The organism is Chitinophaga japonensis (assembly GCF_007830125.1).
GTDB classification, from domain to species: Bacteria; Bacteroidota; Bacteroidia; order Chitinophagales; family Chitinophagaceae; genus Chitinophaga; species Chitinophaga japonensis.
This window is the reverse complement of the sequence record NZ_VLLG01000004.1, coordinates 129,125-152,105: the sequence shown is the minus strand read 5'-3', so window position 1 is coordinate 152,105 and position 22,981 is coordinate 129,125. Positions and strand designations below refer to the sequence as shown.

At 50.8% G+C, this 22,981-nt stretch carries 27 protein-coding genes; 25 read left to right on the top strand and 2 right to left on the bottom strand.

Annotated features, from left to right (window positions below; genetic code table 11):
• Nucleotides 1-381: 381 nt before the first annotated feature.
• The 22 genes from LX66_RS17650 (at nucleotide 382) to LX66_RS17545 (ending at nucleotide 19,617) form a co-directional block, all read left to right on the top strand.
• The gene (locus LX66_RS17650; protein ID WP_145716015.1) at nucleotides 382-1,077 is read left to right on the top strand and encodes a hypothetical protein; all 696 of its coding nucleotides are present in this window, start codon (nucleotides 382-384) and stop codon (nucleotides 1,075-1,077) included.
• A gap of 123 nt (nucleotides 1,078-1,200) precedes the next feature.
• A complete protein-coding gene (locus tag LX66_RS17645) occupies nucleotides 1,201-1,665 on the top strand; it encodes a hypothetical protein (RefSeq protein ID WP_145716013.1) in 465 nt (154 codons plus the stop codon).
• A gap of 70 nt (nucleotides 1,666-1,735) precedes the next feature.
• Nucleotides 1,736-2,785: a major capsid protein gene (locus LX66_RS17640; RefSeq protein ID WP_158642667.1), complete on the top strand. Its 1,050-nt coding sequence runs from the start codon at nucleotides 1,736-1,738 to the stop codon at nucleotides 2,783-2,785.
• Nucleotides 2,786-2,797: 12 nt separating this feature from the next.
• Nucleotides 2,798-3,118, top strand: a complete 321-nt coding sequence (locus tag LX66_RS17635; protein ID WP_145716009.1) for a DUF6706 family protein — start codon at nucleotides 2,798-2,800, stop codon at nucleotides 3,116-3,118.
• Nucleotides 3,119-3,186: 68 nt separating this feature from the next.
• Complete coding sequence (locus tag LX66_RS17630; protein ID WP_145716007.1) at nucleotides 3,187-3,423, top strand: hypothetical protein; 237 nt, start codon at nucleotides 3,187-3,189, stop codon at nucleotides 3,421-3,423.
• The gene (locus tag LX66_RS17625) at nucleotides 3,414-3,872 is read left to right on the top strand and encodes a hypothetical protein (protein ID WP_145716005.1); all 459 of its coding nucleotides are present in this window, start codon (nucleotides 3,414-3,416) and stop codon (nucleotides 3,870-3,872) included. The genes LX66_RS17630 and LX66_RS17625 overlap by 10 nt, the downstream gene beginning before the upstream one ends.
• On the top strand, nucleotides 3,869-4,285 hold the full coding sequence (locus tag LX66_RS17620; protein WP_145716003.1) for a hypothetical protein: 417 nt from the start codon (nucleotides 3,869-3,871) through the stop codon (nucleotides 4,283-4,285). The genes LX66_RS17625 and LX66_RS17620 overlap by 4 nt, the downstream gene beginning before the upstream one ends.
• A gap of 31 nt (nucleotides 4,286-4,316) precedes the next feature.
• Nucleotides 4,317-4,826 (top strand): hypothetical protein, encoded by a 510-nt coding sequence (locus LX66_RS17615; RefSeq protein WP_145716001.1) that lies wholly within the window; start codon nucleotides 4,317-4,319, stop codon nucleotides 4,824-4,826.
• 3 nt (nucleotides 4,827-4,829) lie between these two features.
• Complete coding sequence (locus LX66_RS17610; RefSeq protein ID WP_145715999.1) at nucleotides 4,830-5,327, top strand: hypothetical protein; 498 nt, start codon at nucleotides 4,830-4,832, stop codon at nucleotides 5,325-5,327.
• Entirely contained in the window at nucleotides 5,324-5,527 is a 204-nt protein-coding gene (locus LX66_RS17605) for a hypothetical protein (protein ID WP_145715997.1), read from the top strand. Before LX66_RS17610 ends, LX66_RS17605 begins: the two co-directional genes overlap by 4 nt.
• A 2-nt stretch (nucleotides 5,528-5,529) precedes the next feature.
• Nucleotides 5,530-9,543 carry a tape measure protein gene (locus LX66_RS17600; protein ID WP_145715995.1) on the top strand — a complete coding sequence of 1,338 codons (4,014 nt, stop codon included), beginning with the start codon at nucleotides 5,530-5,532 and terminating at the stop codon, nucleotides 9,541-9,543.
• Nucleotides 9,543-10,034 (top strand): hypothetical protein, encoded by a 492-nt coding sequence (locus LX66_RS17595; protein WP_145715993.1) that lies wholly within the window; start codon nucleotides 9,543-9,545, stop codon nucleotides 10,032-10,034. Before LX66_RS17600 ends, LX66_RS17595 begins: the two co-directional genes overlap by 1 nt.
• Before the next feature lie 80 nt (nucleotides 10,035-10,114).
• Complete coding sequence (locus tag LX66_RS17590) at nucleotides 10,115-11,569, top strand: phage tail protein (protein ID WP_145715991.1); 1,455 nt, start codon at nucleotides 10,115-10,117, stop codon at nucleotides 11,567-11,569.
• A gap of 26 nt (nucleotides 11,570-11,595) precedes the next feature.
• A complete protein-coding gene (locus LX66_RS17585) occupies nucleotides 11,596-12,921 on the top strand; it encodes a hypothetical protein (protein WP_145715989.1) in 1,326 nt (441 codons plus the stop codon).
• A 27-nt stretch (nucleotides 12,922-12,948) separates the two neighbouring features.
• Nucleotides 12,949-15,114, top strand: coding sequence for an MDR/zinc-dependent alcohol dehydrogenase-like family protein (locus LX66_RS17580; RefSeq protein WP_145715987.1), 2,166 nt, complete (start codon nucleotides 12,949-12,951; stop codon nucleotides 15,112-15,114).
• Between the two features lie 13 nt (nucleotides 15,115-15,127).
• Nucleotides 15,128-15,586 (top strand): phage holin family protein, encoded by a 459-nt coding sequence (locus tag LX66_RS17575; protein WP_145715985.1) that lies wholly within the window; start codon nucleotides 15,128-15,130, stop codon nucleotides 15,584-15,586.
• A gap of 5 nt (nucleotides 15,587-15,591) precedes the next feature.
• On the top strand, nucleotides 15,592-15,969 hold the full coding sequence (locus LX66_RS17570) for a hypothetical protein (protein ID WP_145715983.1): 378 nt from the start codon (nucleotides 15,592-15,594) through the stop codon (nucleotides 15,967-15,969).
• Nucleotides 15,969-16,406 (top strand): hypothetical protein, encoded by a 438-nt coding sequence (locus tag LX66_RS17565; RefSeq protein WP_145715981.1) that lies wholly within the window; start codon nucleotides 15,969-15,971, stop codon nucleotides 16,404-16,406. The genes LX66_RS17570 and LX66_RS17565 overlap by 1 nt, the downstream gene beginning before the upstream one ends.
• Nucleotide 16,407: 1 nt before the next feature.
• The gene (locus LX66_RS17560) at nucleotides 16,408-18,243 is read left to right on the top strand and encodes an SGNH/GDSL hydrolase family protein (protein ID WP_145715979.1); all 1,836 of its coding nucleotides are present in this window, start codon (nucleotides 16,408-16,410) and stop codon (nucleotides 18,241-18,243) included.
• Nucleotides 18,240-18,743 (top strand): hypothetical protein, encoded by a 504-nt coding sequence (locus LX66_RS17555; protein WP_145715977.1) that lies wholly within the window; start codon nucleotides 18,240-18,242, stop codon nucleotides 18,741-18,743. The genes LX66_RS17560 and LX66_RS17555 overlap by 4 nt, the downstream gene beginning before the upstream one ends.
• Nucleotides 18,740-19,189, top strand: a complete 450-nt coding sequence (locus LX66_RS28640) for an XF1762 family protein (RefSeq protein ID WP_145715975.1) — start codon at nucleotides 18,740-18,742, stop codon at nucleotides 19,187-19,189. Before LX66_RS17555 ends, LX66_RS28640 begins: the two co-directional genes overlap by 4 nt.
• Nucleotides 19,177-19,617, top strand: coding sequence for an N-acetylmuramoyl-L-alanine amidase (locus tag LX66_RS17545; protein ID WP_145715973.1), 441 nt, complete (start codon nucleotides 19,177-19,179; stop codon nucleotides 19,615-19,617). The genes LX66_RS28640 and LX66_RS17545 overlap by 13 nt, the downstream gene beginning before the upstream one ends.
• 111 nt (nucleotides 19,618-19,728) lie before the next feature.
• Here LX66_RS17545 and LX66_RS17540 read toward each other — a convergent pair whose 3' ends face one another.
• Nucleotides 19,729-20,136, bottom strand: coding sequence for a hypothetical protein (locus LX66_RS17540; protein WP_145715971.1), 408 nt, complete (start codon nucleotides 20,134-20,136; stop codon nucleotides 19,729-19,731).
• Between the two features lie 656 nt (nucleotides 20,137-20,792).
• Here LX66_RS17540 and LX66_RS17535 point away from each other — a divergent pair.
• The 3 genes from LX66_RS17535 to LX66_RS17525 are packed head-to-tail and all read left to right on the top strand — an operon-like array spanning nucleotide 20,793 to nucleotide 22,011.
• Entirely contained in the window at nucleotides 20,793-21,263 is a 471-nt protein-coding gene (locus LX66_RS17535; protein ID WP_145715969.1) for a hypothetical protein, read from the top strand.
• Nucleotides 21,264-21,301: 38 nt separating this feature from the next.
• Nucleotides 21,302-21,820 carry a hypothetical protein gene (locus LX66_RS17530; protein ID WP_145715967.1) on the top strand — a complete coding sequence of 173 codons (519 nt, stop codon included), beginning with the start codon at nucleotides 21,302-21,304 and terminating at the stop codon, nucleotides 21,818-21,820.
• On the top strand, nucleotides 21,817-22,011 hold the full coding sequence (locus tag LX66_RS17525) for a hypothetical protein (protein WP_145715965.1): 195 nt from the start codon (nucleotides 21,817-21,819) through the stop codon (nucleotides 22,009-22,011). The genes LX66_RS17530 and LX66_RS17525 overlap by 4 nt, the downstream gene beginning before the upstream one ends.
• Nucleotides 22,012-22,068: 57 nt before the next feature.
• Here the strand turns inward: LX66_RS17525 and LX66_RS17520 are convergent, their stop codons facing one another.
• Nucleotides 22,069-22,812, bottom strand: a complete 744-nt coding sequence (locus LX66_RS17520; protein ID WP_145715963.1) for a sensor histidine kinase — start codon at nucleotides 22,810-22,812, stop codon at nucleotides 22,069-22,071.
• Nucleotides 22,813-22,981: the final 169 nt, after the last annotated feature.

The window sequence follows — 22,981 nt, the reverse complement described above, 5'->3', positions numbered from 1 at the left end:
AATCCAAGAATGCTTTGACGAGGTGAATAAAGCTGCATACGAGTTCAGAATGCAGGTACTGCAATCTTACCCCTTTCTAAAGCCACTTCCATCACCATGGGACAGGAATGGTTCTATACGATTTTGGTGGGCATTGGGATATCTGATATTGTTTAATGCGCTAATCGAAGGCACGGCGCTGCTGATAGGTTTTATAAGATAGCCGGGCATGCCCCGATTTTATTCCATAAATTTTCCCCAAAAAAAGTTGTGGAATAACATAGAAACATAATTTTGTAATCATAATAGCCCAAAACCATTGTTTGTTAACCCACTTTTTTGCTCACTCAATGGGGTTTGGCTATCATAACAATGCATTGTTAACCCAAACCATTCTTTCGCATGAAGGAAAAGATTCTGGCACAACTGCGGGTAAAGTTCCCAGGGGTGCCCAAAGAGTTGCTGGGACGTATAGCCGACAAAATGGCCACAAAAGTAACAGCAGAAGACCAAATACAGGGCGCCATCGGCGAACTGGACAATCTCCCGCTTTCAATTACAGATTACGCTGCATTCCTTCAACAGGAAGGCGATCGGCGCGTCACAGATGCGAAAAAGACATGGGAACAATCCCAGTCTAAACAGGATGAAGACGACGATGAGGGCGATGATCCTGCATCTGCAAAGCCCGACCCAAAGCCGGGTAAGAAGGAGAAAAAGGGTGGCAATGATGATATTGCCAAACTGACCGCAGCCGTACAGGCTCTTACCGAGAAGGTTAATTCCAACGAACAGAAGCACACGCAGAAAACGCTTACAGAGCAACTGCATGCCAAGCTGGGCGAAAAGAAGATACCTGTAGTGTTCGCAAAGGGCCGCAGTGTAGAGAAAGCAGAGGACCTGGAAACAGTACTCGCGGAGATCGAATCAGACCACAATACATACAAGCAGGAACTGGTTAACCAGGGCTTTGCTGTAGGCACCGCGCCTGCCGGTGGTAATGGCGGAAATGTGGACAAAACAAAGGTAGAGGCGGATATCGGCGCATGGGCGACGAAACATAGCCCCACCTCATCTTCTAACGAGAAAAAACCTTAAAAAATGGGTTTGCAGATAAAAAAAGAGGTTGTCAGCTCCGGCGTACCGGTGTTCCAGACCGTGATTGAAACCGCTCAAGGTGGCTTCACTCTGGATAACACGGGCATCACTTCTGGCGCTACAATGCCTGCGGGCACTCCGATGGATTATGACGAGAGCACCCGCAAGGCCAAACCGCTGAAGACCGCTGAGGTGTATGAGAACGCCGGCGGTTCAGCAACACAGTACAAGGTAAAGAAGGGTTCCCTGTTGGCAGTTGGCGACTATGTAGCCAGTGCTGAAGGGGGCGCCGCCTATGCCATTACCGCTATTGACGCTACCGGTGCGGACTACGATGTCCTGACTGTGGGAACTACCATTGGCGCCGCGACCGCTGGCGCCGCATTGTTCCAGTCTAGCGCAACCGGAGCATCTGCTGCGGCCCTGGCCGTAACCCCAAAGGGGCTGCTGTACCAGGATACGATGGTGGAAACCGGCGCAGATGTTGGCATCGTCCTGCGTGGCACCTTGTACGCACGGCGGGCACCAGCCGCCCCGGCAGAAGCCAAAACGGCCATGCCGCTGATCATCTATTCACAATCATTCTAAACCAGGGAGGGAATAAGAAATGGCAAAGTTAAAATCAATATTCGGTACATATGCTGACAACATGCAGCTTATGATCGACCGTAGCCAGGATCGTTTCGCTCAGACCTGGTTTCAAAGGTATTTCGCCTGGGCTCCCCCCCAGATGAGCCTTACCTACACTTCAGTTATCGGCGCTTCCCGTATTGAGGCCGCAGCTTCTGTAGTGAATAGGGATTCACAGACCCCGTTGCGGGCCCGTGGTCAACTGTCCAAGCTCTCCGGCCAGATACCTGCCATCAAAGAGATGTTCAAGATGACGGAAGAGGATTACCGGGACTACCTGGTAATGCAGCAGATGCCGGTATCTGACACTGTGCGCAGGGATCAGATGCTGGACTTCATCTTCAATGATGTGCTGAAAGTAGGCAACGCCGCCATGAAGCGCCTGGACTACCTGACGCTAGAAGGGCTGTCAACGGGTAAGATTACCCTGACTACTCTGAACAACCCGGATGGTCTTGTGCTGGATACCGCGCTGGATCTGTTGATGCCGTCAACGAACCAGAAACAGGCTGCTGTAAGCTGGGATAGCCCGTCTACCGCTACGCCGATCACCGACTTCCAGACGGTGAAAAAGGCTGCAACGGATCTGGGCCGGTCTGTAGTGAAAGTTCTCATGTCAAACGCCCTGTTCTTGAAGTTTATCAAGACACAGGAAGTGATTGATACCATGAAGGGTTATTACTATGGCCCCAAGCCTGGCGGTAGCTTCAGTCCGGTTGCTATCACTACATTGGATAGCATCAACACATTCCTGCAAGCGGCTGGCCTGCCGATCATTGAGATCGTTGATGAGGTAGTTGGCATCGAGAAAGATGGCATCATCACTCCTACCCGGCCCTTCAACGAGAATAACGCGGTGTTCGTTCCTGCCGGCCAGTTGGGCACCATCAAGAACGCACTTGCGATTGAGGAAGCCAAGCCGGTGGCCGGCGTAAGCTATGCCACCTACCAGCGGGCACTGATCTCCAAATGGAGCCAAAACGAGCCGTTCGGGGAATGGACCAAGTCCGAGCTGAATGCCTTCCCAAGCTTCGATTCAATGGACGGTATCTTCCTACTGGAAGCAGTGTACGCTTAATGCTCTTTGAACATGACGAATCAGGAATACCTCACCGCCATTCTGGGGAAGTTCGGAGTAACCGATCAAGAGATCGTAATCATTATGTTAGAACAGAACATTGATCCCAACGGTACTGTAACCGGCAGCAGTGATATACGATCTCTGAAAGTAGCTGTTTACAACCAGTTGCCACAAATGCTGGCTGGCATGCAGGACGTTTCAGAGGGAGGCTACTCAATAAAATGGAACCTCGATGGCATAAAGATGTGGTATTCCTGGTTGGCGGATGAACTCGGGTTGCCTGATAAACTGAACACGCAACCGACTGTAACAGGTGCCAAGCCATGGTAGTTCAATATCCGCATACAATCACCGCAAAAATCGTTACTGACTCAGTTCAGGACGAAAACGGTAATTGGGTGCCGGGATCGGTAGAGGACAGAGTGATACAGGGCCGGGCGGAGGTTGGCGGCAGGATGGTGCAACTAACAGACGGTAACCAGTTCGTGTATAGCTGGGTGGTGTACATGCCAAAAGGGACAGCACCGGTGGCGCCTGGAACAGCGATAACTGTAACATGGAACGGGGAGACGATAGCGACGGGTAACGTCCTGTTGTTCTCCCAGGGCCAATTAAACAGCAGGATATGGTTATAAAGGTCAAGCCCAAGTATACCGCTGAGCAAATCCGGCAAGTGCTGGCGGACAGAGTAGCCAAACTGGATAAGGCCATCATTTCCAACTTCCGGTACATCGGTGAAAAGTTCGTTAAGAATGCCCGTGAGAACGGAAATTACACAGACAGGACCGGCAACCTGCGCAGTTCCATAGGGTATGTCATTCTGAAGAATGGAGCCCAGGTCAAAGAGAACTTCCGTTCGGTATCTGGCGGTAAGGATGGATTGAACCAAGCCAAGCAGTCTGCCAAAGATGCAGCAAAGGCATTCCCTAAAGGATATGTACTGATCGTTGTAGCTGGTATGGACTATGCCGCGGCTGTGGAATCAAGGGGATATGATGTTATATCCTCTTCCAGCACTCAGGCGAAGGAAGACCTAAGAGTGGCTATTGAGGGCCTGAAAAAACGAATAGACAACGTAAGATGATCACAACGTTTCACGAGGAAGATATTGTATACCAGCGGCTGAACACCAGCGCTCTTAAGACTGCCATAACCGGCATCATTAAGAAGGGAAAGCGGCCGTTGAACAGTACCAAGGAAGATGTGGTGATCAATACGCTACCTATCAGCGCCCTGCAGCTACAGGAAGGGATTGTGAATGTAAACATATACGTACCAAATCTGGTAATCACTGTAGGCGGAGTGCAGGACTTCACACAGCCGGACAGCGCCAGACTGAAAGAGCTGACCACCACGGCCATTGACCTGTTGACAGACCAATGGCCGGAGTCTGGGGACATAAATTACACTGTTCAGCAGCAGACATTGTTCGAAGACGAAGAAAGCAAAAGTCATTATGTGAATATCCGGTTGCAATTCTATGCAATCAACGTATAAAACTTTTTGTTAACCTTTTAATTGTTAACCCATGGCAGCAAAAGCCGAAATAGGCCTGAAACAATTCCTGATGGGAGATATCGCCGGTGATGGCGGTATGGGCACCAGCCTTACAGAACTGGGCCCCACCGTAACGGATACGGCCATCTTATCAGACGAGGCTCCGACGACCACCGACTTCAATGTCGAAGAATACGACTACCCCTTTTACAGCGAAATAACGCCAGGTAAAAGCACTGTTGCGCTCAGCGTGTACGACGTAGAGCCTGCTTCCCTTGTGCGTGTACTTGGTGGCACCGCATCCATCGATGCAAGCGGTAATAATGTGTGGGAAGCTCCCCGCACGGCGCCCATCATCGAGCAATCTGTACGCCTGATCACAAAAAAAGGCGGCACCGTAGATATCCCGCATGCCCGGATCAGCGCTATCAAGCAGTTCAACTTCCGTAAGACGGCATTGTTCCAGGTGGAGCTCACAATAACTATCCTGTTGCCGGACAAAGACGGCGTCGCGCCGATCAAATACACGAAACCGGCGTAAGGTATGACAGATGAAAAGAACATATTGTCGGCCGCGGCCGATACTATCCTGGAAAAATCGGTAAGTGTTGAGATTGATGTGTTGCATCCAAAGTGGTGGGAGAAGATCGGAATGAAAGTAGGGCTGTTGCCTGCCAAACGTTCATTTCAGATCAGACCCGCCACTTTGGGCAATATGATCCGCATATCAAAGTTGCTCTTGCAGATTGACGGGGATGTGTATAAGAAAGATGCTTCCGCACTGGAGAGCAACTACCGGGCATACGAGCAATACGGTGATGTCCTGGCTGAAGTAGTGGCCGCGGCGATTACAAATAGCCCTTCCGGCCCCGGGCGCAACCTTGTCCGGTTCATACGGGATAACCTCACAGCTTCCGAACTGCTTACCATTTCCGGGGTAGTGATCCGGCAGCTTGACCTGCTAAATTTTATGAGTACTATCATCTCAATAAGAGGGGTGAGCCTACTGAATCCAGGGGGGACAATAGCCTCTGGGGATTGATCGGCGGGATAGTGAAGTATTTCCGGTTTTCCTGGAACGAGGTCTTGTGGGGTATGAGCTGGAGCAACGTCCTCATGTTGTCCGCCACTACACCTTCATTTGATAATGACAAGGAAAATGGGAAGGAAAAAGGCGGCACCTGGCCCATAAAGATAGATGAGGAAAAAGTAGAAGAATTTTTCAATTTTAAACCAAGATAGTAATGGCTTTGAACGTAAACGGCGGCCCTCTTGAATTTGACGCCATCATAGACGGCAGCCAGTTCCAGGCCATGATACTATCCATGGAGAAAAACCTGCGGCGCCTTACCCAATCTGCCAACCAAGAATCTGAAGCCATTGAAAGGGTCGCAAGAAAGGCAGCAACCGCCATAAGCGGATACCTCAGCTTGTCCGCAGCAAAGAATTTCATCCAGCAAATAGTGAGAGTGAGAGGCGAGTTCCAGCAGTTGGAAGTCGCTTTCTCCACAATGCTGCGCAGCAAGGACCGGGCAGATAAACTACTGGCCCAGGTTGCAGAACTGGCCGCAAAGACCCCGTTCGGCCTGCAAGATGCCGCACAGGGCACCAAGCAACTGCTGGCCTATGGTTTCCAGGCGGAGGAAATAATAGGCACCTTACGGACGCTGGGTAATATCGCCGCTGGTGTGAGTGCCCCGCTGAATGACATTGTTTACTTATATGGCACGCTACGGACCCAGGGGCGCGCCTACAACATAGATATCCGGCAATTCACCAGCCGCGGTATCCCGATTATTCAGGAACTAGCTAAGCAGTTCGGCGTAACTGCCGATAAGGTGAACGACCTGGTTGCTGCCGGCAAGGTAGGTTTCCCTGAAATACAGAAAGCATTTCAATCCATGACCGGAGAAGGGGGCATGTTCTTCAACCTGATGGAAGAACAGTCAAAAACCCTCACCGGGCAGATCAGCAACCTGGAAGATGCCTTCACTCTAATGCTGAATGACTTTGGCAAGAGTACCCAGGGTATTGCCAGCACCACAATAGAAACGCTCACCACCATTGTTGAGCACTACCAGGATGTGATCAACATCATCGAGATATTGATCACTGCTTACGGCGCCTACAAGGCTGCTATTATCATTGTAAACACCCTGGAGCGTATTCGGGCTGTGCAGTTGGCCCTCCAGACTGCCGGTGTAAGTTCCCTGACGGTTGCCGAGTACCTGCACTACCAGGCCCTGGTGATCACGGAGAAGGCACAAAAGCTGCTGAACGCCACCATGCTGTCCAACCCTTATGTGGCGATTGCTACGGTATTGGCCGGCCTGACAGCGGCTCTGATCATATACGGCCGCACCGGCGTTGATGTCGCATCCAAAGAGCAGTTACTGGCGGATGCCAATAAAAAGGTAACGGATTCCATTGACGACCAGCGGGCGAAAATGCGGCCCTACCTGGACATATTGAAAGATGCCAACACTACTGAGGGGGAACGGCTGGCAGCCTATAAGAAGCTGGCTGAAATTGACCCTAAAATAGTTTCCGGTATAGACGCAAAGGCAGTATCACAAGAACGGCTCACAGAGAACGTAAACGCTTACATCGAAGCTCTGCGCACTAAAATGAAACTGGAAGCCAGTGAGGCTGCTGTAACGGCTTCACTGAAGAGGGAACAGGAACTGCGTGACAGAATAGCTGAAATCCGGAAGCAAATACGGGAGGAAGAGAAAAACCTATCTGATTCGGGGTTGTTCTCCCGCAGCGACCGCGCTAGGTCCGCTATAAAATCTTATCAGTTCCTGATAGACGAAAACACAAAGAAGCTGCGGGAGCAGGAGAAAATAACCAATGAGCTCGGCGCCGCTCAGGTAAAGGCAGAAACCACCACTGCTGATGCAGTGAAGCTGACCAACGCTCAATTGATCGCGCAGGCAAAAAGCCTGGACGAGCTGAAATCTATCAGGGAGGACATTGAAGAGGCCTATAAGGGGTCAGAGGTGGACAAGGAGCGCGCACAGCTCGCAAAAGACCTCCTGGCGGCCGATAAGCGGGCAAAAGAGCTGGACCCATACGGAAACTATAAGAAATCAGCGAAAGAGGCCCAAAAGGAAACCAACAAACTGAAAACGCTGTTGGACCAAGTACTGGCATTGGAGGCGAAGGCCACGGGTGTAACCGAAGGAAAAGAAGATGGATCTGTTGCCAAGATTCAGAATGACATAGATAAGCTGATCAAACAGGCCCGGGCATTGAATGCTGGTGAAGGATTGATATTACGGATTCAGCGGGCCGGTCAGATCATCTTGGATGATGCCACCGCTAAGGCCGCCGCTAAGGATATAGAGAATAAACTGAACTCTGAGCTGTCAAAGGTTAATATAAAACTCACCACTGTACAGCCGGATTCCCAAGCAGAACTGGAGCTACGCAAACAGGCCATTGCCCAACAACTGGAACTTGATATCAACGCCACAAAACAGCAGTACGCGAACGATGTTTCCAGCCAGCAGGCCCTGCAGGACAAAATAGCAGAAATAAAAGCCAAAGCACGGAAGGAAGCACTGGACCTGGATAAGGAATATGCCCGCAGGTCGGTAGATGAACAACTGAACTTTATAAAGTCTCAAACAGACACTAAGAATATCCAGGATCAACGTATTGTTGATGACCCGCTGGCCACCACCAACCAGCGATATGAGGCGCAGGAGCGTATCTTAAAGCGTAATAAGAAGGCGTTGCAAGATATGCTGAATGTACTGGAAAAGTTCGCTGCAACCGGGTTGGGAGACACCAAAGAACTGAATGAACAAATAGACCAGTTGCGGAAAGAGATTGCTGGAGTGAATGGAGAGTTGAATAGAACTGAAGATGCTCATCTTGTGCAGCTATTGCAAGAATTACCCAAAACATTATATGAAGCAAGTAATGCATTTAGGAGTCTTGCATCTGACCTAGCCGGAGTAAATGATAGCTTGGCTGACACACTGGAAACAATGGCTGACCTGTTAACGCAGGTAGGTCAACTGGCCCAGGTTGGAAGTATTGTAGGGAAAGTGTCTACGGGAAAATTTGATGCAGGTCAAGGCGGCAATGCGGCTTCTTCTATCGGAGGATTGGCTGGCGCGGGTGCTGCAATTGGTGCGGTATTTGGCGGCGTAGGAGCTGTCGTAGGCGCGGCCGTGGGTGCCGTAGTAGGAGCTGTAGCCGCGGTCCTGAAGGGTGGCAAGAAAGTCCGGGAATCCCTGCAGAAAACATACGAAGCTATATACGCCTTCCAGGTAGCCCAGGAGCTGGGGGAATACCGGATAAACGAGTTACTGCGCGAACGTAACCTGATCAAAGCCCAGGAAGTAGAACTAACCTTGCAGGCGCTGAAAGCCCAGCAGGAAGCCCTTGCAGTAAACCAGCAGCAGAACCAGGCAGATCAGGAGCGCGTGTTGGCTGCCTTGCAGGGCGAGAGCTTCATTACTGGCCAAACCGTGGAGAAGTACGGGGGCTTCCTGGGCCTCTGGAAAAAGAGCCACGCCGTTAATCAATACCAGTCCTTGCTGGGTATGACCTTCGAGCAGATTGAAGCTCTGTATTCAAAGGGCCAACTGGACGGCCGGGCCAAAGCGCTGTTTGAAGAACTGCAAAAGCTACAGGAGGAAGGACAGAATATACAGGCCCAACTGGATTCCCTGGAGCAGCAGGCCCGGGAAATATTCACTGGTACTACCGCCGAAAGCATTACCGATTCAATTGTGCAGGGTTTCACCAACGGAGAACTGGCCGCTCAAGACTTCGCCGACAACTTCGAGGACCTCATGCGGAATGCGGCCCTGAATGCACTTAAATACCAGTACCTGGAAGCCCCCCTGCAGGAATTTTACAAGCAATTCGCCGATGCAGCGCAATCGGACAATCAACTGACATCAGGCGAGATCGCGGACCTGCAGGACAGGTACAACCAGATCATAGAACAGGCGGCCCAACAGTTTGAACAGCTACAGGATATTACTGATCTGAACCTGTCAGCAGGCAGTAACGAACAAAACACGCTGCAGGGGGCAATCAAGGGCATTACCGAGCAGCAGGCGGACCTATTGGCGGGGCAGTTCGGCGGCCTGCGTATGACAGCTATACAGCAGCTACAGATAGCCACGCAGAACCTCAGCGTATTGAACCAGATAAAACTGGATACGGCCAACCTGTCCAGCATAGACGCCCGGCTGCGGAAAATTGAAACTGTAGGAATAAAAATTATCAAATAATGGCATACCCTACCGGACAATATTACATGGATGGCGCTGATCTCTGGCTGGTGTACGGGATTACCATCAGTGCTGGCAGTGATGACCTCCTGAAGCCACCGGCCAGGAAGGACAGCATCAGCCATGATTGGGAGGATGAAAACGGTATTGACATAGACCTGTCCCGGGTGTACCTGCAATCCCGGGAGGTCACCCTGCAATGTAACCTGCTGGCTGATTCGGAAGTGGACTTTTGGAATAAGTACAATTCCTTCTTTGCTATGCTGATAAAGCCGGACCTGCGCCGGCTGGAGGTGTCAGAGCTGTCAAAGTCGTTCTATGTATACTACAAAGAGTTCCCAAGCTTCACCAGGTACACCAGGATCAAGAAAGGGCCTAATGCGGGGAAGATAGCAGCGCAGTTCCAGGTAACACTGGTGGAAGCGGAACCACAGATAGATTCCAGCAATGTATATGTAATTGACGAAATGAACCGGTTTATTATCACATGATCAGCATTGACATAAAACGCGGTAGTGATGTGCTCATTAGCATCAAGCCTGATAGCAGCAGCAATCAGACAAAAGGTATTATGGGTGATAACATAATAACCCTGCAGTTTGACCTGAGCAAGCTGGTCCCCTTCCAGATTGGGGACTGGTGTACAGTGTATGGAGAAAACTACTTTATCAATAAGCTGCCAGTTGTTAAAAAGAATTCCAGCCGTTTTTATGAGTACACTTTGACCATGCAGTCGGAATATTTCGACCTGGCCAAAGTGCAGTTTATGTTCTACGACGCCAACAACGAGCTGGCCGAAGGGGTGTTTTCCCTAATGGGCAATCCGGATACCTTCATAGATCTGCTGATAAAGAACGCCAACCGGGTGGGTGCAGGCTGGACCAAGGGCGCCGTTATCGGTGGCCCCTACCAGAACATGACGTTCAATTCAGAAAGCTGCCTTTCGGTGCTGGGCAGGATTGCCGAGCAGTTTGGCACAGAATATTTCATCCAAGGGAAGAAAATACACCTGGACAAGCGGCAGGTGGACAGAGGTATTACCCTGCAGGTGGGTAAAAGGAAGGGCCTGTACCAGATTGACCGGCAGACCTTCAGCGACAGCGCAGTGATAACGCGGCTGTATGCATTCGGCTCTGATAAGAACCTGCCGCCGGATTACCGGGGGTATGCTACCCGCTTGCGGATGACTGACGGCCTGTTGTATCTGGAGAAGAACACTGTCCAGTATGGGATCATTGAGCAAACCCAGATATTCGATGACATCTATCCGCATCGGACTGGTAAGGTTACATCAGTGAACGCGGGAGATCCGTTCATCTTTACCGACACCAGCATGGACTTTGATGTGAATGGGCAGCTGCTGCCCGGAGTGAGTGCAAAGGTAACATTCAACACTGGGCAGCTCTCCGGGTACACATTCGACATCGCCAGCTATAACAACTCAACAAAGACCTTCAGGATAAACAAAAACAAGGATGAAAAATCGCTCGATGTACCATCAACCCTACTCCGGCCAGCAATCGGTGACGAATATGTGCTGGTGGATATCATTATGCCGGAAACGTATATTACGAAAGCAGAGGCGGACCTGAAGACGGCGGCCCAGAACCTGCTGAATGTAGTGAGTGAGCCCCAGGAAGAGCTGTCCGTGACCGTGGACCCGGCATACTTCCGTAAAAAGGGGTACACTATTGATATCGGGGACCTGATCTGGATAACGGACGGCAGCTTGGGGATCAATAAGCGGATTCGGGTAACCAATACCGTCCGGTCGTTTGAAGACGAGTATAACTACCAGCTGACATTGGCGGATGCGGTGGCCAGCAGTCCCCCCCAGGACTGGTATAACGGCATCGGGAGCAATTCAAGGGATATTGCAGCGATAAACGAGCGAATGAATAACAGGAGCAGCGAAAACAACTTTGTTGGCAATGTGATCATGGCGGACATTCCCGGGGTAAACGACACTGCGGGTATGTTCCCGCTATATGTAGACGGGAGCGGCAAGGTTTATAAGAAAATATAATTTGTTAACCCACTTTTTGTTAACCCATGGCAATAGTACAAGGAACGATAGTAGATACAGGGCAGTCAGTGGATATTGAATTGCCTACGGCCAGAGTACCAGAGTTACCGGCATTTACAGACATAGCGGATGATGACGAGATCGCCGGCTGGGATCAGTCTGACAATAAGACCAAGCACATGACGGTCAGCCAGCTCAGGGCGAAGATCAACGGAGATGCCATTCCGGAGACACCGGTTCTTTCCGGAGCTGACATGGAAATCCACATCCCTCCTGAATTGGTAGGTCAAAACAGGATTGATATCCCCGCTCTGGCAGGATACACATACTCCCTTACCCGGAGGGGCCCCGGCCGGCTGGCTACAGATGAATTCAATGTACTATCTACAGGCGGTTTTGAGCTGGCAAAAGAAGGGGATCAGTTCTATGAAGGGGACCTGTTTTTTGCTCATATCTACGAATTGGAAGGCGGGAACCAAGAGTTCCCTAATCCTGGTTCCGGAGTATCACTGATCACCGGCATCAAGACGGTAACGCTGAACACTACCCTGGTGGCAGATGACCTCAATAAGTTGATCAACATCGCCGGTGCGACTACCAAGATCACGCTTACCCTTCCGGACGTAACGGCTATCCCGGAGAATACGATCATCCCTATTGAAACGATGGTCAATAACAGCTATCAGTCAACTATTACCACCCAGGGCGGCCAGAACATCTATTTCCGTAACAGTGGGCAGACAAAGGTATATATGGGACGAGGTGAGGTGCTTTGGGTAATGAGCAGTACCGACGGATGGTATGTAATCAATGCCTATGGCAACTTCCTGGATGTCGGGCATGTTGTGATGGGCTACTCGAACACTTTGAATACCATAATAGCGCAGGGACAGCTCGTCAATAAAGATTCATTCCCACGGCTGTGGGAATACGCCCAAACTACGGGTGCCAGCCTAATTTCAGACGATCAGTGGAATAGCGACCCTATGGCATATAAGGGCTGCTTTTCCACCGGAGAAAGCAACGGGCTGACTTTCCGCTTGCCTGATCTTAGGGGTGTTCACCCCCGCTTCAATGATGCTGGGCGTGGTCTTGATCTGGATGGGCGAACCTTCAACAATAACGGTGGATATCAGGCAGATGCCATGAAAAAGCACAAGCATATTGAAGGCACCCATGCTGAACCGGGAACAAACTTTCAAACATATGGGCAGTTTGGGACGGCAAAGAACGGATGGAGAGTTGATTCCAGCAATGCCCAATGGGTTCAAAACTACACCAGTGAGGAAGGTGATTCAGACAATGAAACCCGTGTGAAGAATATAATTTTCACGGCTTTATTAAAAACATAGAATAACAAAGGAACTTAATTTTATAAGATGAAAAAATTGTTTGTTACCCTGTCGCTAATATGCGCTTTCCTGCCTACATGGGCACAATTCACTTACCACAATGCGGTGCCGCAATGGTATGACCTTTTAAGAGTGGATAAGCTACTCTGGATTAACACCTCAGATACTACCGGCTACCCCGCTGTTATGTACAAAGGTGCGGTAGTATTCCGGCAGCAGCCTGGTGACACAGCCCATTACTTCAGCAACGGCTTGCGATGGCTAAAGATCGGCAGCGGCGCTACTGACCTTTCCGGGTACTACACCAAAACAGAAAGCGACGCCCGCTACCCCCTCCTTTCCGGGTCATATAGCAACCCGTCCTGGATCACAGGCCTGGCATGGAGCAAGATCACGGGACGGCCCACGACATTGGCAGGGTATGGTATCACGGATGCGGTGCCGCTTTCGCAGAAGGGCACCGCTAACGGAGTTGCCACACTGGATGCGTCCAGCAAGGTCCCGTTATCCCAGATACCTGAAAGCCTGCTGGGTGCTGTGAACTACCAGGGAACATATAACGCTTCAACCAACACCCCAGCACTCCCGACAGCGGCCAGTGGCAACAAAGGCTGGTATTATGTTGTCAGTGTGGGCGGCACGCAGCAGAGCCTTAATCTGCAACCTGGGGATTGGGTAATAAGCAACGGATCATCCTGGGGGAAAGTGGATAACAATAATGCTGTTACCAGCGTGTTCGGCCGCACCGGGGCAGTGACAGCGCAGAGCGGGGACTATACTACATCGCAGGTAACGGAGGGGAGCAATCTATATTTTACGAATGCGCGGGCGCGGGGGGCGCTTAGCGCTGGTACAGGTATATCGTATAACAACACTACTGGCGTAATCACCAACAGCGCACCGGACCAGGTAGTGGGATTAACGGCCGGAACTGGGATCAGTGTAACCGGTACATATCCGAATTTCACCGTTACTAATACAGGAGTAACTAACACCCCAAACCTTCAGCAAGTAACAGACATAGGAGCCATCACAACCAATACCATAAGGGCTGCTGCATTCCAATCTACTATAGACCCTGGTAGTGCCGGGTATTCCTTAATGAATGCGGGAGCCACACTTAGGTGGATAGTGAGGGGGATCAATGCCGAAGGCGGAAGTAATTCAGGCTATGATATCTCTTTCAATCGGCGCAATGACGCTGGGGCATCAATAGGTGATGCTCTTACTCTCATTAGAAGCAACGGTAATGCTATCTTTGGGGCTGGCGTTTCTATCGGTTCAACAAGCCCTGACCTATCCAATTCAAGATTTTACTTGAATGCTGACGCGGGACAGATAATCAGGAACCCTGGTGGCCCCTCATTATCTGGGGGCGGTCGTTTACGCCTGATGCAATCCGGATTACCGGATCAGGCAGACTATCCATTAGGTCGCATATTATTCGATGGGGACGGTAATACTAGTGGTGTTGGGTTCATAAACCCAAAACCCGGTGCGCAGATTGCAGCGCAAGCAGATGCCGCTTGGACAGATTTAAGCTCATATCCAACCCGGCTTAGCTTCTATACAAACACAGGAACAACAACCACAAGCGAAACAATGCGGCTATCGTCAATTGGCTGGCTGGCAGTGGGGAGTGAAATCTCATCCAACTATGGCATTGCTGCACCTTTTGTCGTCTCATATGATGATGCGCAATTCGATGTATCCCCGACAAGCAGTTTCGTTACATTCAACACCAGGAATAGCACCAGTGGGAATACGGTGCCAATGATACTGAATGCAAGCGTATTCAGACTGAATGCTGGCAATGGCACAGGAGGCGTCGGGATCAATAAAGATGCCGGCGCAAACATCGCCCTTGACGTGAGCGGTCGCACTAATTCCGGGGGTGTATCATTGGGGGTTCGTACAATTACGGCCAGCACAACAACTACCGTTAATGACTACACCATCATCAGCCAGGCCACCACGGGAAACCCTACCATCACCCTTACAGGCGGGAGCGGCACCATCTATGTGCTCGTAGAAGAGGCGGCCAATCCAACGAGCAACGGCATGAACTGGACCCCGGCAATCACTTATAAGGGAGCAACATACAGTAACGCCAACAATGCGGCATTAAGCGCGTATAGCCGGTTCATGGTGCAGAATGTTGGAGGCACCTGGTATTTAATTGGAGCAGATTAAAACGCAAATAGTCATGAAAGAACGACTCACAACAGAATTGCTCGCCGCCGCAGGAGGCTTGGCATTCTTCAAAGTAATATTCCTGCCGGACGCCAACCTCCTGGCGTGGGTGTTTATCTCCATGCTCCTGGACCTGATTACCGGCGTAGTCAAGGCCGTGGTGCTGAAGCAGGCCCGCACCAGCTCCGGGTATAGGAAAACAGTGATCAAATTCACGCAGTATGCCGGCGCCATTGCGGTGGGGATCATCCTGGCCAACACGATGCAGAAGGACAGTGCCATCGTAGGCTACGTCAACAGTGCGTTGCTGATATTGCTGATCTACATCGAGGCAACGAGCATATTTGAGAACCTGTACGCCATCGACAATAGTAGCCCGTTTTCCAGGTACTTTATTGCGCCCATCCTGAAGCTGCTGACACTGGCGATTAAAAAATCACCGCTGAACCAGGCAGCCGGCAAAGAAAAATAACGACCATGGCAACACTGAGCAACGTAATAGCAGCGGATTTGACCATCAAAGTACAGCGGATGGCCAGCTATCCACCTTTCGGTTTCGAGTTCTACGAAACTGAAACAACGGCCATCGACCTCACCACCCTGGTAGATGTCAGGATGGACATTGTAAACGGCGTGGGGGTAAAGGTCAAGCAGATGAGCATAGGCGCCGGCTTTGAAATAGCCAACAATCCAACTACCGGCGCCCCTACTGTGCTGAAGATGGATAAAGCATATGCTGCTGATAACCTGGCCGCGGGCGCGTACCGGTATGACATGCTGGTAGTGGCCAGTGAAACGGAAGCCGGTATACCGGTGAGGGGCTCTTTTATCGTAGAACCAAACATAACAGAGTAATGGAAATCGTAAAGATCATAGTAGGAACGTTCGGAGGTGGTGGCAGTGTTCAGGTCATTGATAACCTGACATCTTCCAGCACCACGGCCGCATTGTCGGCCAATCAGGGACGCGTGCTGAATGAAACGAAGGTGGATGCAGCCGGTGCTGCCGCGGCCGCGCCTGTTCAATCAGTGAATGGCCGTGGTGGCCTCGTAACATTGACAAAAGCAGATGTAGGGCTGGGCGCCGTGGACAATACCAGTGACGCGGATAAGCCGATCAGTACCGCTACTGCGGCAGCTCTAGCGGAAAAGGCAAACACGGCTGATCTGGCTCCCGTGGCAACATCGGGCCAATATGCTGATCTGCAGGGTACCCCGCAGATCGTGGTTGCGGAAACAATGCCCTCGGATATTTCAGGATACCCTGATGGGACAATCTTCATAATTGGGTAAGATGGCAAAGAGGTTACACATAAAGCACGGGGCTACCGTCTATGATGCTATGTTGCATGAGCTGTACCTAAAGGAGACAGGCGCCTACCTTTTTCGTGAGGGCGATATTGTTAAAGCGAACGGAGCAACATATCCTATCCTACGGGATACAGGGCCGCTATTGTTTGGGCGAAGCACCGGCAGCAGTATGCAGTTAACGTGGGGGTATAATGACACCCTGAAGAATAACCCGGTTATAGTGATAATCGGCAGCAGCCATGCGGTCAGCCTAAACCTGTCCCCACCTGACACCATGCAGTATAAGCTGCAGCAGTTGATTAATGATAACTGGGGTGGCGCTACTATTCACAACCTGGGCGTTCCCGGGGAATACACAGATCACTGGCTGCCTACGGAGCTTGGGGGGCTGCCTGATCGTAACATTGATGCCGCCAACTCCTACAACCCGGACATTATAATCCTGGTGGGGCCTACCAATGACGCGCAATATAATACCCCGGAGCAGGCCACGGCCAACCTGCAGACAATAGCTGCTGCTGCCAAAGGGAAATTCTTCGTTCATTCTCCGATCCGGCGCGGGGATTATGATGCCAACCTACTGGCCCGGTTAGCGGCAGAGAATGTCCTATGGACTGCGGCATTCCCTTATGTTCTGTTTCGGTTATGGGACATACTGGAAGATCCGTTCGGTCCCGATTTCCAGAGTGACCACATTCACCTGAGCCCGCAGGGTACGACAAAGCAGGCAGACGCCATGTTTGCGGTCCTGGACCGGGAACTACGCGCAAATACAGCCTATCTACGGTTTGACCTTGACCGGTCGGATGATGGCGCCGGGGGGTGGGGGCTGTTTGATCAGGTAGTTGATCAGCAGGTAATCCGTAAAACATTCGCCAAACAACCAGGATATTACCGAATGCGGGCGGCACTGAAGGATGGTAGCTATACAGCTTACAGCAACATTGTGCAGATAATGAACGCAGTCCCTACTGCGAATGCCGGGCCAGATCAAAACCTGCCGGCAGGCAACACGTCCGTGGTGCTCAACGGCTCCGGCAGCGATACTGACGGCACAATTGTCAGCTACCTGTGGACCGTTATTTCAGGCGCCGGCCTCACTCTGCAGGACGCCAATACACCTACGGTGACGGTTAACGGCTTGGCGGACGGCCAATCCTATACATTACGGCTAACGGTTACGGACAACTGGGGGGCATCCGGTAGCGATGATGTGAACATAACGGTGGGGGCCGTTTCCGCCGCTGTTTCTCAATTCAATTTTTGTGCTTCGCCGGCAGATATACCTGGTTGGGAAACGATAGCCGGCCAGCCCCACTTGGCCGTTTTGTCGGGCAGCCACAACGGCATTACGGTTGACACGGTTGCTACCAACCTGTGGGGTAACCTGGGAGGAACAACCGCCAGTGACGTAAACGGGGAAGATACCCCTAACCCGGTGTTTGCTTTCAATGCTGAGGTCACCCGGTCATTCTTCTTTACCTACAGCAATACCTACACGCCGGGGAATGAAAACGTCCGTATCAGTGGGTTTAATCCCGGTGAGGTGGTCCCGCTGATTGAGATATTGGGCAGCCGGGATGCTGCCGGCGTTTCCTTCGCCACGCGGCTATGCGACTATACCCTGGTTGACGCAAACGGTTCGTACCTGGTACATGACTTCGATGTAAAAGGGAACACCGCCAACCTGGTAACCTACCAGGACATGCAGGCAGATGCCAACGGGGTGCTACTCCTGGCGGTATATCGGCGCCTGCCCATAGATGGGAATCATGAAGTGGGATATTTAAATGCAATGAGAATAACACGAAATATATGAAACAGATAGTAGCTTTTTTATTACTGGCGGCCTTGTCCGGCTGCATGACGGCGGGCCGCGTTACTGGATGGCTGAATGATCACCCGGCGGCCAGCGCACGGTATTGTGCGGACGAATATCCCGTGAAGACCATCACTACCGTGACGGAGCGAGTAGAACATGACACCATCACGGTGCCCGGTGGGCAGGTGGTAATCCATGATACTATTCCGTGCCCGGATGGCACCAGCGTGCCGGTACAATATGAGCAGCCGTGCCCACCAGTGAAGGTAGTAACGCAGACCGTGTACCGGGATAGTGTGGTGAAGGTGGAGAACACCGCCCATGTGCGTGCCCTGCAAGCCGATAGCGCATACTTTGTCCGGAAGGCGAACGAAGCCACGGTCAGGGGCGATAAGTGGCAGAAATGGGCTTATTACGCGCTTGCAGGGGTGGTGCTTCTGGCTGGCTGGACGTTCCGCAATCCAATTTTAGGATTGGTTAAAAAGTTGATAGCATGAGCGGACTGAAGATAGTGCCTGTCACTTTTCGTGAGGCATGCGCCTACATCGTTCAGCATCACCGTCACCATTCGGTGCCACAGGGCCATAAATTCTCAATAGCTGCAAAAAAAGGCGATTCCATTGCAGGGGTTGCAGTGGTTGGGCGTCCTGTTAGTAGATACCTTGATGATGGCCTAACGGCTGAAGTGACGAGGCTGTGTAGTGATGGGACCAAGAATGTATGTAGCATGCTGTACGCTGCATGTTGGCGGGCAGCACGAGCGATGGGATATACGAAACTTATCACATATACGCTGGATACAGAGCCGGGAACCTCTCTTTCGGCTGCTGGCTGGAAGTGTGCCGGGCCTGCGGGCGGCGGTTCTTGGAACGTCCCCAGCAGGCCACGACAAGATAAGGCCCCGATACAGAGCAAGATAAAATATTACATATGCGAACCATAAAATATATCGTAATACACTGCACAGCCACGCAGCCCAATGCCACCGTGGAAGCCATTCAACGGTATTGGCGAACGCCCAAGCCCAACGGGATGAACTGGAAGAATCCAGGCTATCATTACATCATCCGGGCCAACGGAGATATTGAAGTATTGGCCGATGAAAGCCAGGCTACCAATGGCGTGGCCGGTCATAACCAGAATAGCATACACGTAAGCTACATCGGCGGCGTGGACAAGCAGGGTTATCCCCTGGACACGCGCACGCCGGAGCAGCGGGTAGTAATGAAAGCTATGGTGAAGATCCTGAAGGCCAGGTACCCGGGCGCCATCGTCCAGGGACACCGGGACTTTTTAACACCAGGTACGGCAGGCTGGAAGGACTGCCCCAGCTTTGATGTACGTACTTGGTTAAAGCAAGAAGGGATATAGCGCCAACATTTACATCCTATTAACCCGGCAGCAGGGTATAAGGCATTATTTTTGCCATGCTCACATAAAACTTGGTTGGTTTTAGCCGCCCTTCACAGGGCGGTTTTTTATTTATCTGACATCATGTTTAGCAACCATGTTTGCAATGATTTTATCCAGTTCTCCCTCATAAAGGTTGCTCTTTACGCTTTTGTCGTATACAGACATGAGGTAAACAACCCCATCTATTACCTTTACCTTAACGATCACTCGCGCCCCGTCGCGTTCGCCGGAGTTCTTATCGCTGATCCTCATCCTGATTTTATAACAATCCTTGCCGAGCGGATCATTGCCGGAAAAAGGGTCTGATTTCAGCTTTGCTAAAAGGGTGTGGAAATCGTCGCCAATGTGTGGGTATTTCTTCTTTAATTCACAGGCTTCAGAGATAAATTGTTCGGTGGTGAAAACCTTAAAAGTCCTTAAGGAAGTCTTCGAGTGATTTTGCTGTTTTCCTCCCGGCGTGGATTTCTTCGATTTCATGAAGAGTGCGCATTATTTTTTTTGCGTGTTTCTTAGCTCTAAATCTAACAATGCACCGCTCAATCCAGCCGCCACGACGTGTAGGGGGAGGGGTATTTGCCTCTGCCCTGCGTGTATAGGAGGGTTTTAGTGTAATTGCGTGTGCCATATCAAGGTTGTTTAATCGGGTGCTTAATAGCGTAAATGTATGTATAGCAATTGGTTATCAGGGATTTAATCTTTAGTTCATCATTGAAGCTTCATAATATATAGCAAATATATAACCATATATAGGAAATAGGGACGCATTCAGTCATAGATTTTATCTATATCTGATATAACTATTTGATTTTCATTTCATATTACATTATTTCGTTATGGGAAAAATCCGAATTATTGCGTAAATACCCTGCGCAGCAGCTTTCCACCTTTGCAATGCCTGGCGGCAGCCAGCACGTATAAAGGTGCTGGTTAAGAACCACCCTGCAGAGGTGGTTTTTTATTGAATAAACTTTCCCTGGTTTCCTGTTTGGGAAATTCGGGAAACTTTCACAACTTTCTGAAAGATTGATTTATTTTGTTGTTTTGATTAAAATAATTTGTTTTAATCAAAAATGTTTGTATCTTTACACCATCAAAGCAGGAGCGCCACCTGGGTAATCACTGGCAAAAACATCATGACTAAGCAATCCGCACTCCAACAACTTGAAGCCGCCAAAACCAAAGGTTACACTAACCTCTATTACACTGATGTTGAAGGCTGGGGAACAGCCATTGCGCGCGGCAATTACGCCACATCTTCAGATCAGGCAATGTTGCTGCTTGCCGCAGATAACAATTATGCGCAAGACTGTAATGATGATGATGAGATAATAGCCCGGGTTAGCGCGGCTCCTTGGGCTTTCTGGACCCCGATTGATGAAGCGATAGGATATGTGAAGGAAAGTGAGTTGCCAGAAGATAAGACCTATGTTGTAGAGACTATAGGCGGCTGTTATCTTGATAATGAATTCAATGAAACAGCTACATTGAAATGGGCGGCAGCCTTCGATACCTACGATGATGCTGAAGAATTCCTCGCCTTATACCAGATGGATGCAAAGGGTAAGGTGCTGGGCAAGGTAATTGAGGTAGGGCAAATCTATTAATTCAGCCGCCGCCCCGTAAGGCGGCATACTTTTTTAGCATGAAGCATATTGCACATAGCGCCCACTGGCATTACCTGACCGGAGAACAGATCGTTGCAGCTTTCGACGAGGCGTTTCCCAATGTTACCATCCAGCCTAACCTTGACATTGTGATGCAGTTGAAGGACATGGAGGTGGGCACGCTGGAACTATTGGAGAACCGAACGGGAAGCAGCGTTTACCGCATCCGGGAAACCGGGGTAGTATACCAGCTATTCCAGCCGAATGGCGACCTGTTCGAGTATGACGACTACGACAGCTACCTGGAGGAAGACCCGGTAGACGAGCTGATCGAGGCATATGCCAGCCGGGAGCCGGCGCATGTGCTGGAAAGAAAGGGTAAGGACATCTGGGTGGAGCGGAAGAAGCCGCCCCGATTCCGGGCAAGGTATACACCAGATAACCCACTGAACCACCTATCCGACCTGGAATGGCTGGACGGTGAACCAGACTTCATGCAGCAGGCACGATTGCTGCGAAAAGCAGCCGCTTTTTTAGTGAAAAAGTTAAAGAAATGAAAACGAAAGATAAAAGAGGGGGCGCCGGCCGCGGCCAGGGGAATAAACCCGGAGTAAAACGGGTGGCGGAGCGCCGCATCCAACAGCCGCTTACCATCCTGCCCAGCGTACTAGAACCGTTTAAAGCGAAATACGGCCGGGGGTGGAGCCGGCGAGTGGAGGAACTGATCAGGCAGGACCTCCAGGAATAAAAAGGGCCACCCAAAAGTGAGCGGCCCGTTACATCCCATTGTTTGTTTATCATAAAGTTAAGTAACCTTTAGGCTGGGTGCATTGAAGGTAAAGGTAGATCCCTTGCCCTCTATGCTGTGAACCTTCAGGACGCCCCCCAATCCCTTCATGTTCATGGTGACAATTGCCAGCCCTAGCCCGCAACCAGGCATCTTTTTGTTAAGCCGCACAAAGGGGGCGAAGATGTCCTCCATCTTGCCGTCCGGGATGCCTGGTCCGGTATCTGCCACATCAATATGCAGTAGTCCGCTTTCCAGGTAGCCCTTAATTGTTACCCTTCCTTCCTGGGTGAACTTGATCGCATTCGTAATTAGGTTAGAAAGGATTCGTGTTAATCTGAGCCGGTCAGTGGTAACAGTGACAGGCGCCCGGGAGCTGATTACCACCTCATACTGCAGGCCCTTCCCTTCCGCCAGTGGCTTATAAAGACCGGCAGTATTCATCAGCCACTTTTCAACGTCGATGACTTCCAGTTTCAGTTCATCGGTACCGCCCCGGGCAATATCCCATATATTGTTGTAGAGGCCGTTCAAGGCCAGAATACCGTTCTTCACGGTATCCAGGGCGTCCAGCAGATCCTCAGTGTCACGAAGGCCTTTAAGACCTTCCAGCACCACAGACATGCTGCTGAGCGGCATGTTCATGTCGTGGGCCCAACACTGAATGAATGTTTCTTTCTGGGCCAGGTCTGCTTTTAATGTGTCAATTTCAGCTTCCAGTTGGCGGAGCCGGGGGCGCGAGGTAAGGAGATTCTGTAGCATTGTCCAGGGTTTTGATTTTGGGTTTAATTTTTAACCTGGCCCAAAAAAGAGGCGCAGGTCTCAACTTGCCGCGCCGGGGAGCCCGTTGGAAGGCTTGGGACACGAGCAAAGAAGAGCCCACGCCATGAGGTCGTGAGCTTTCTTCTCCTCTTCGTGGTCCCATGAAATT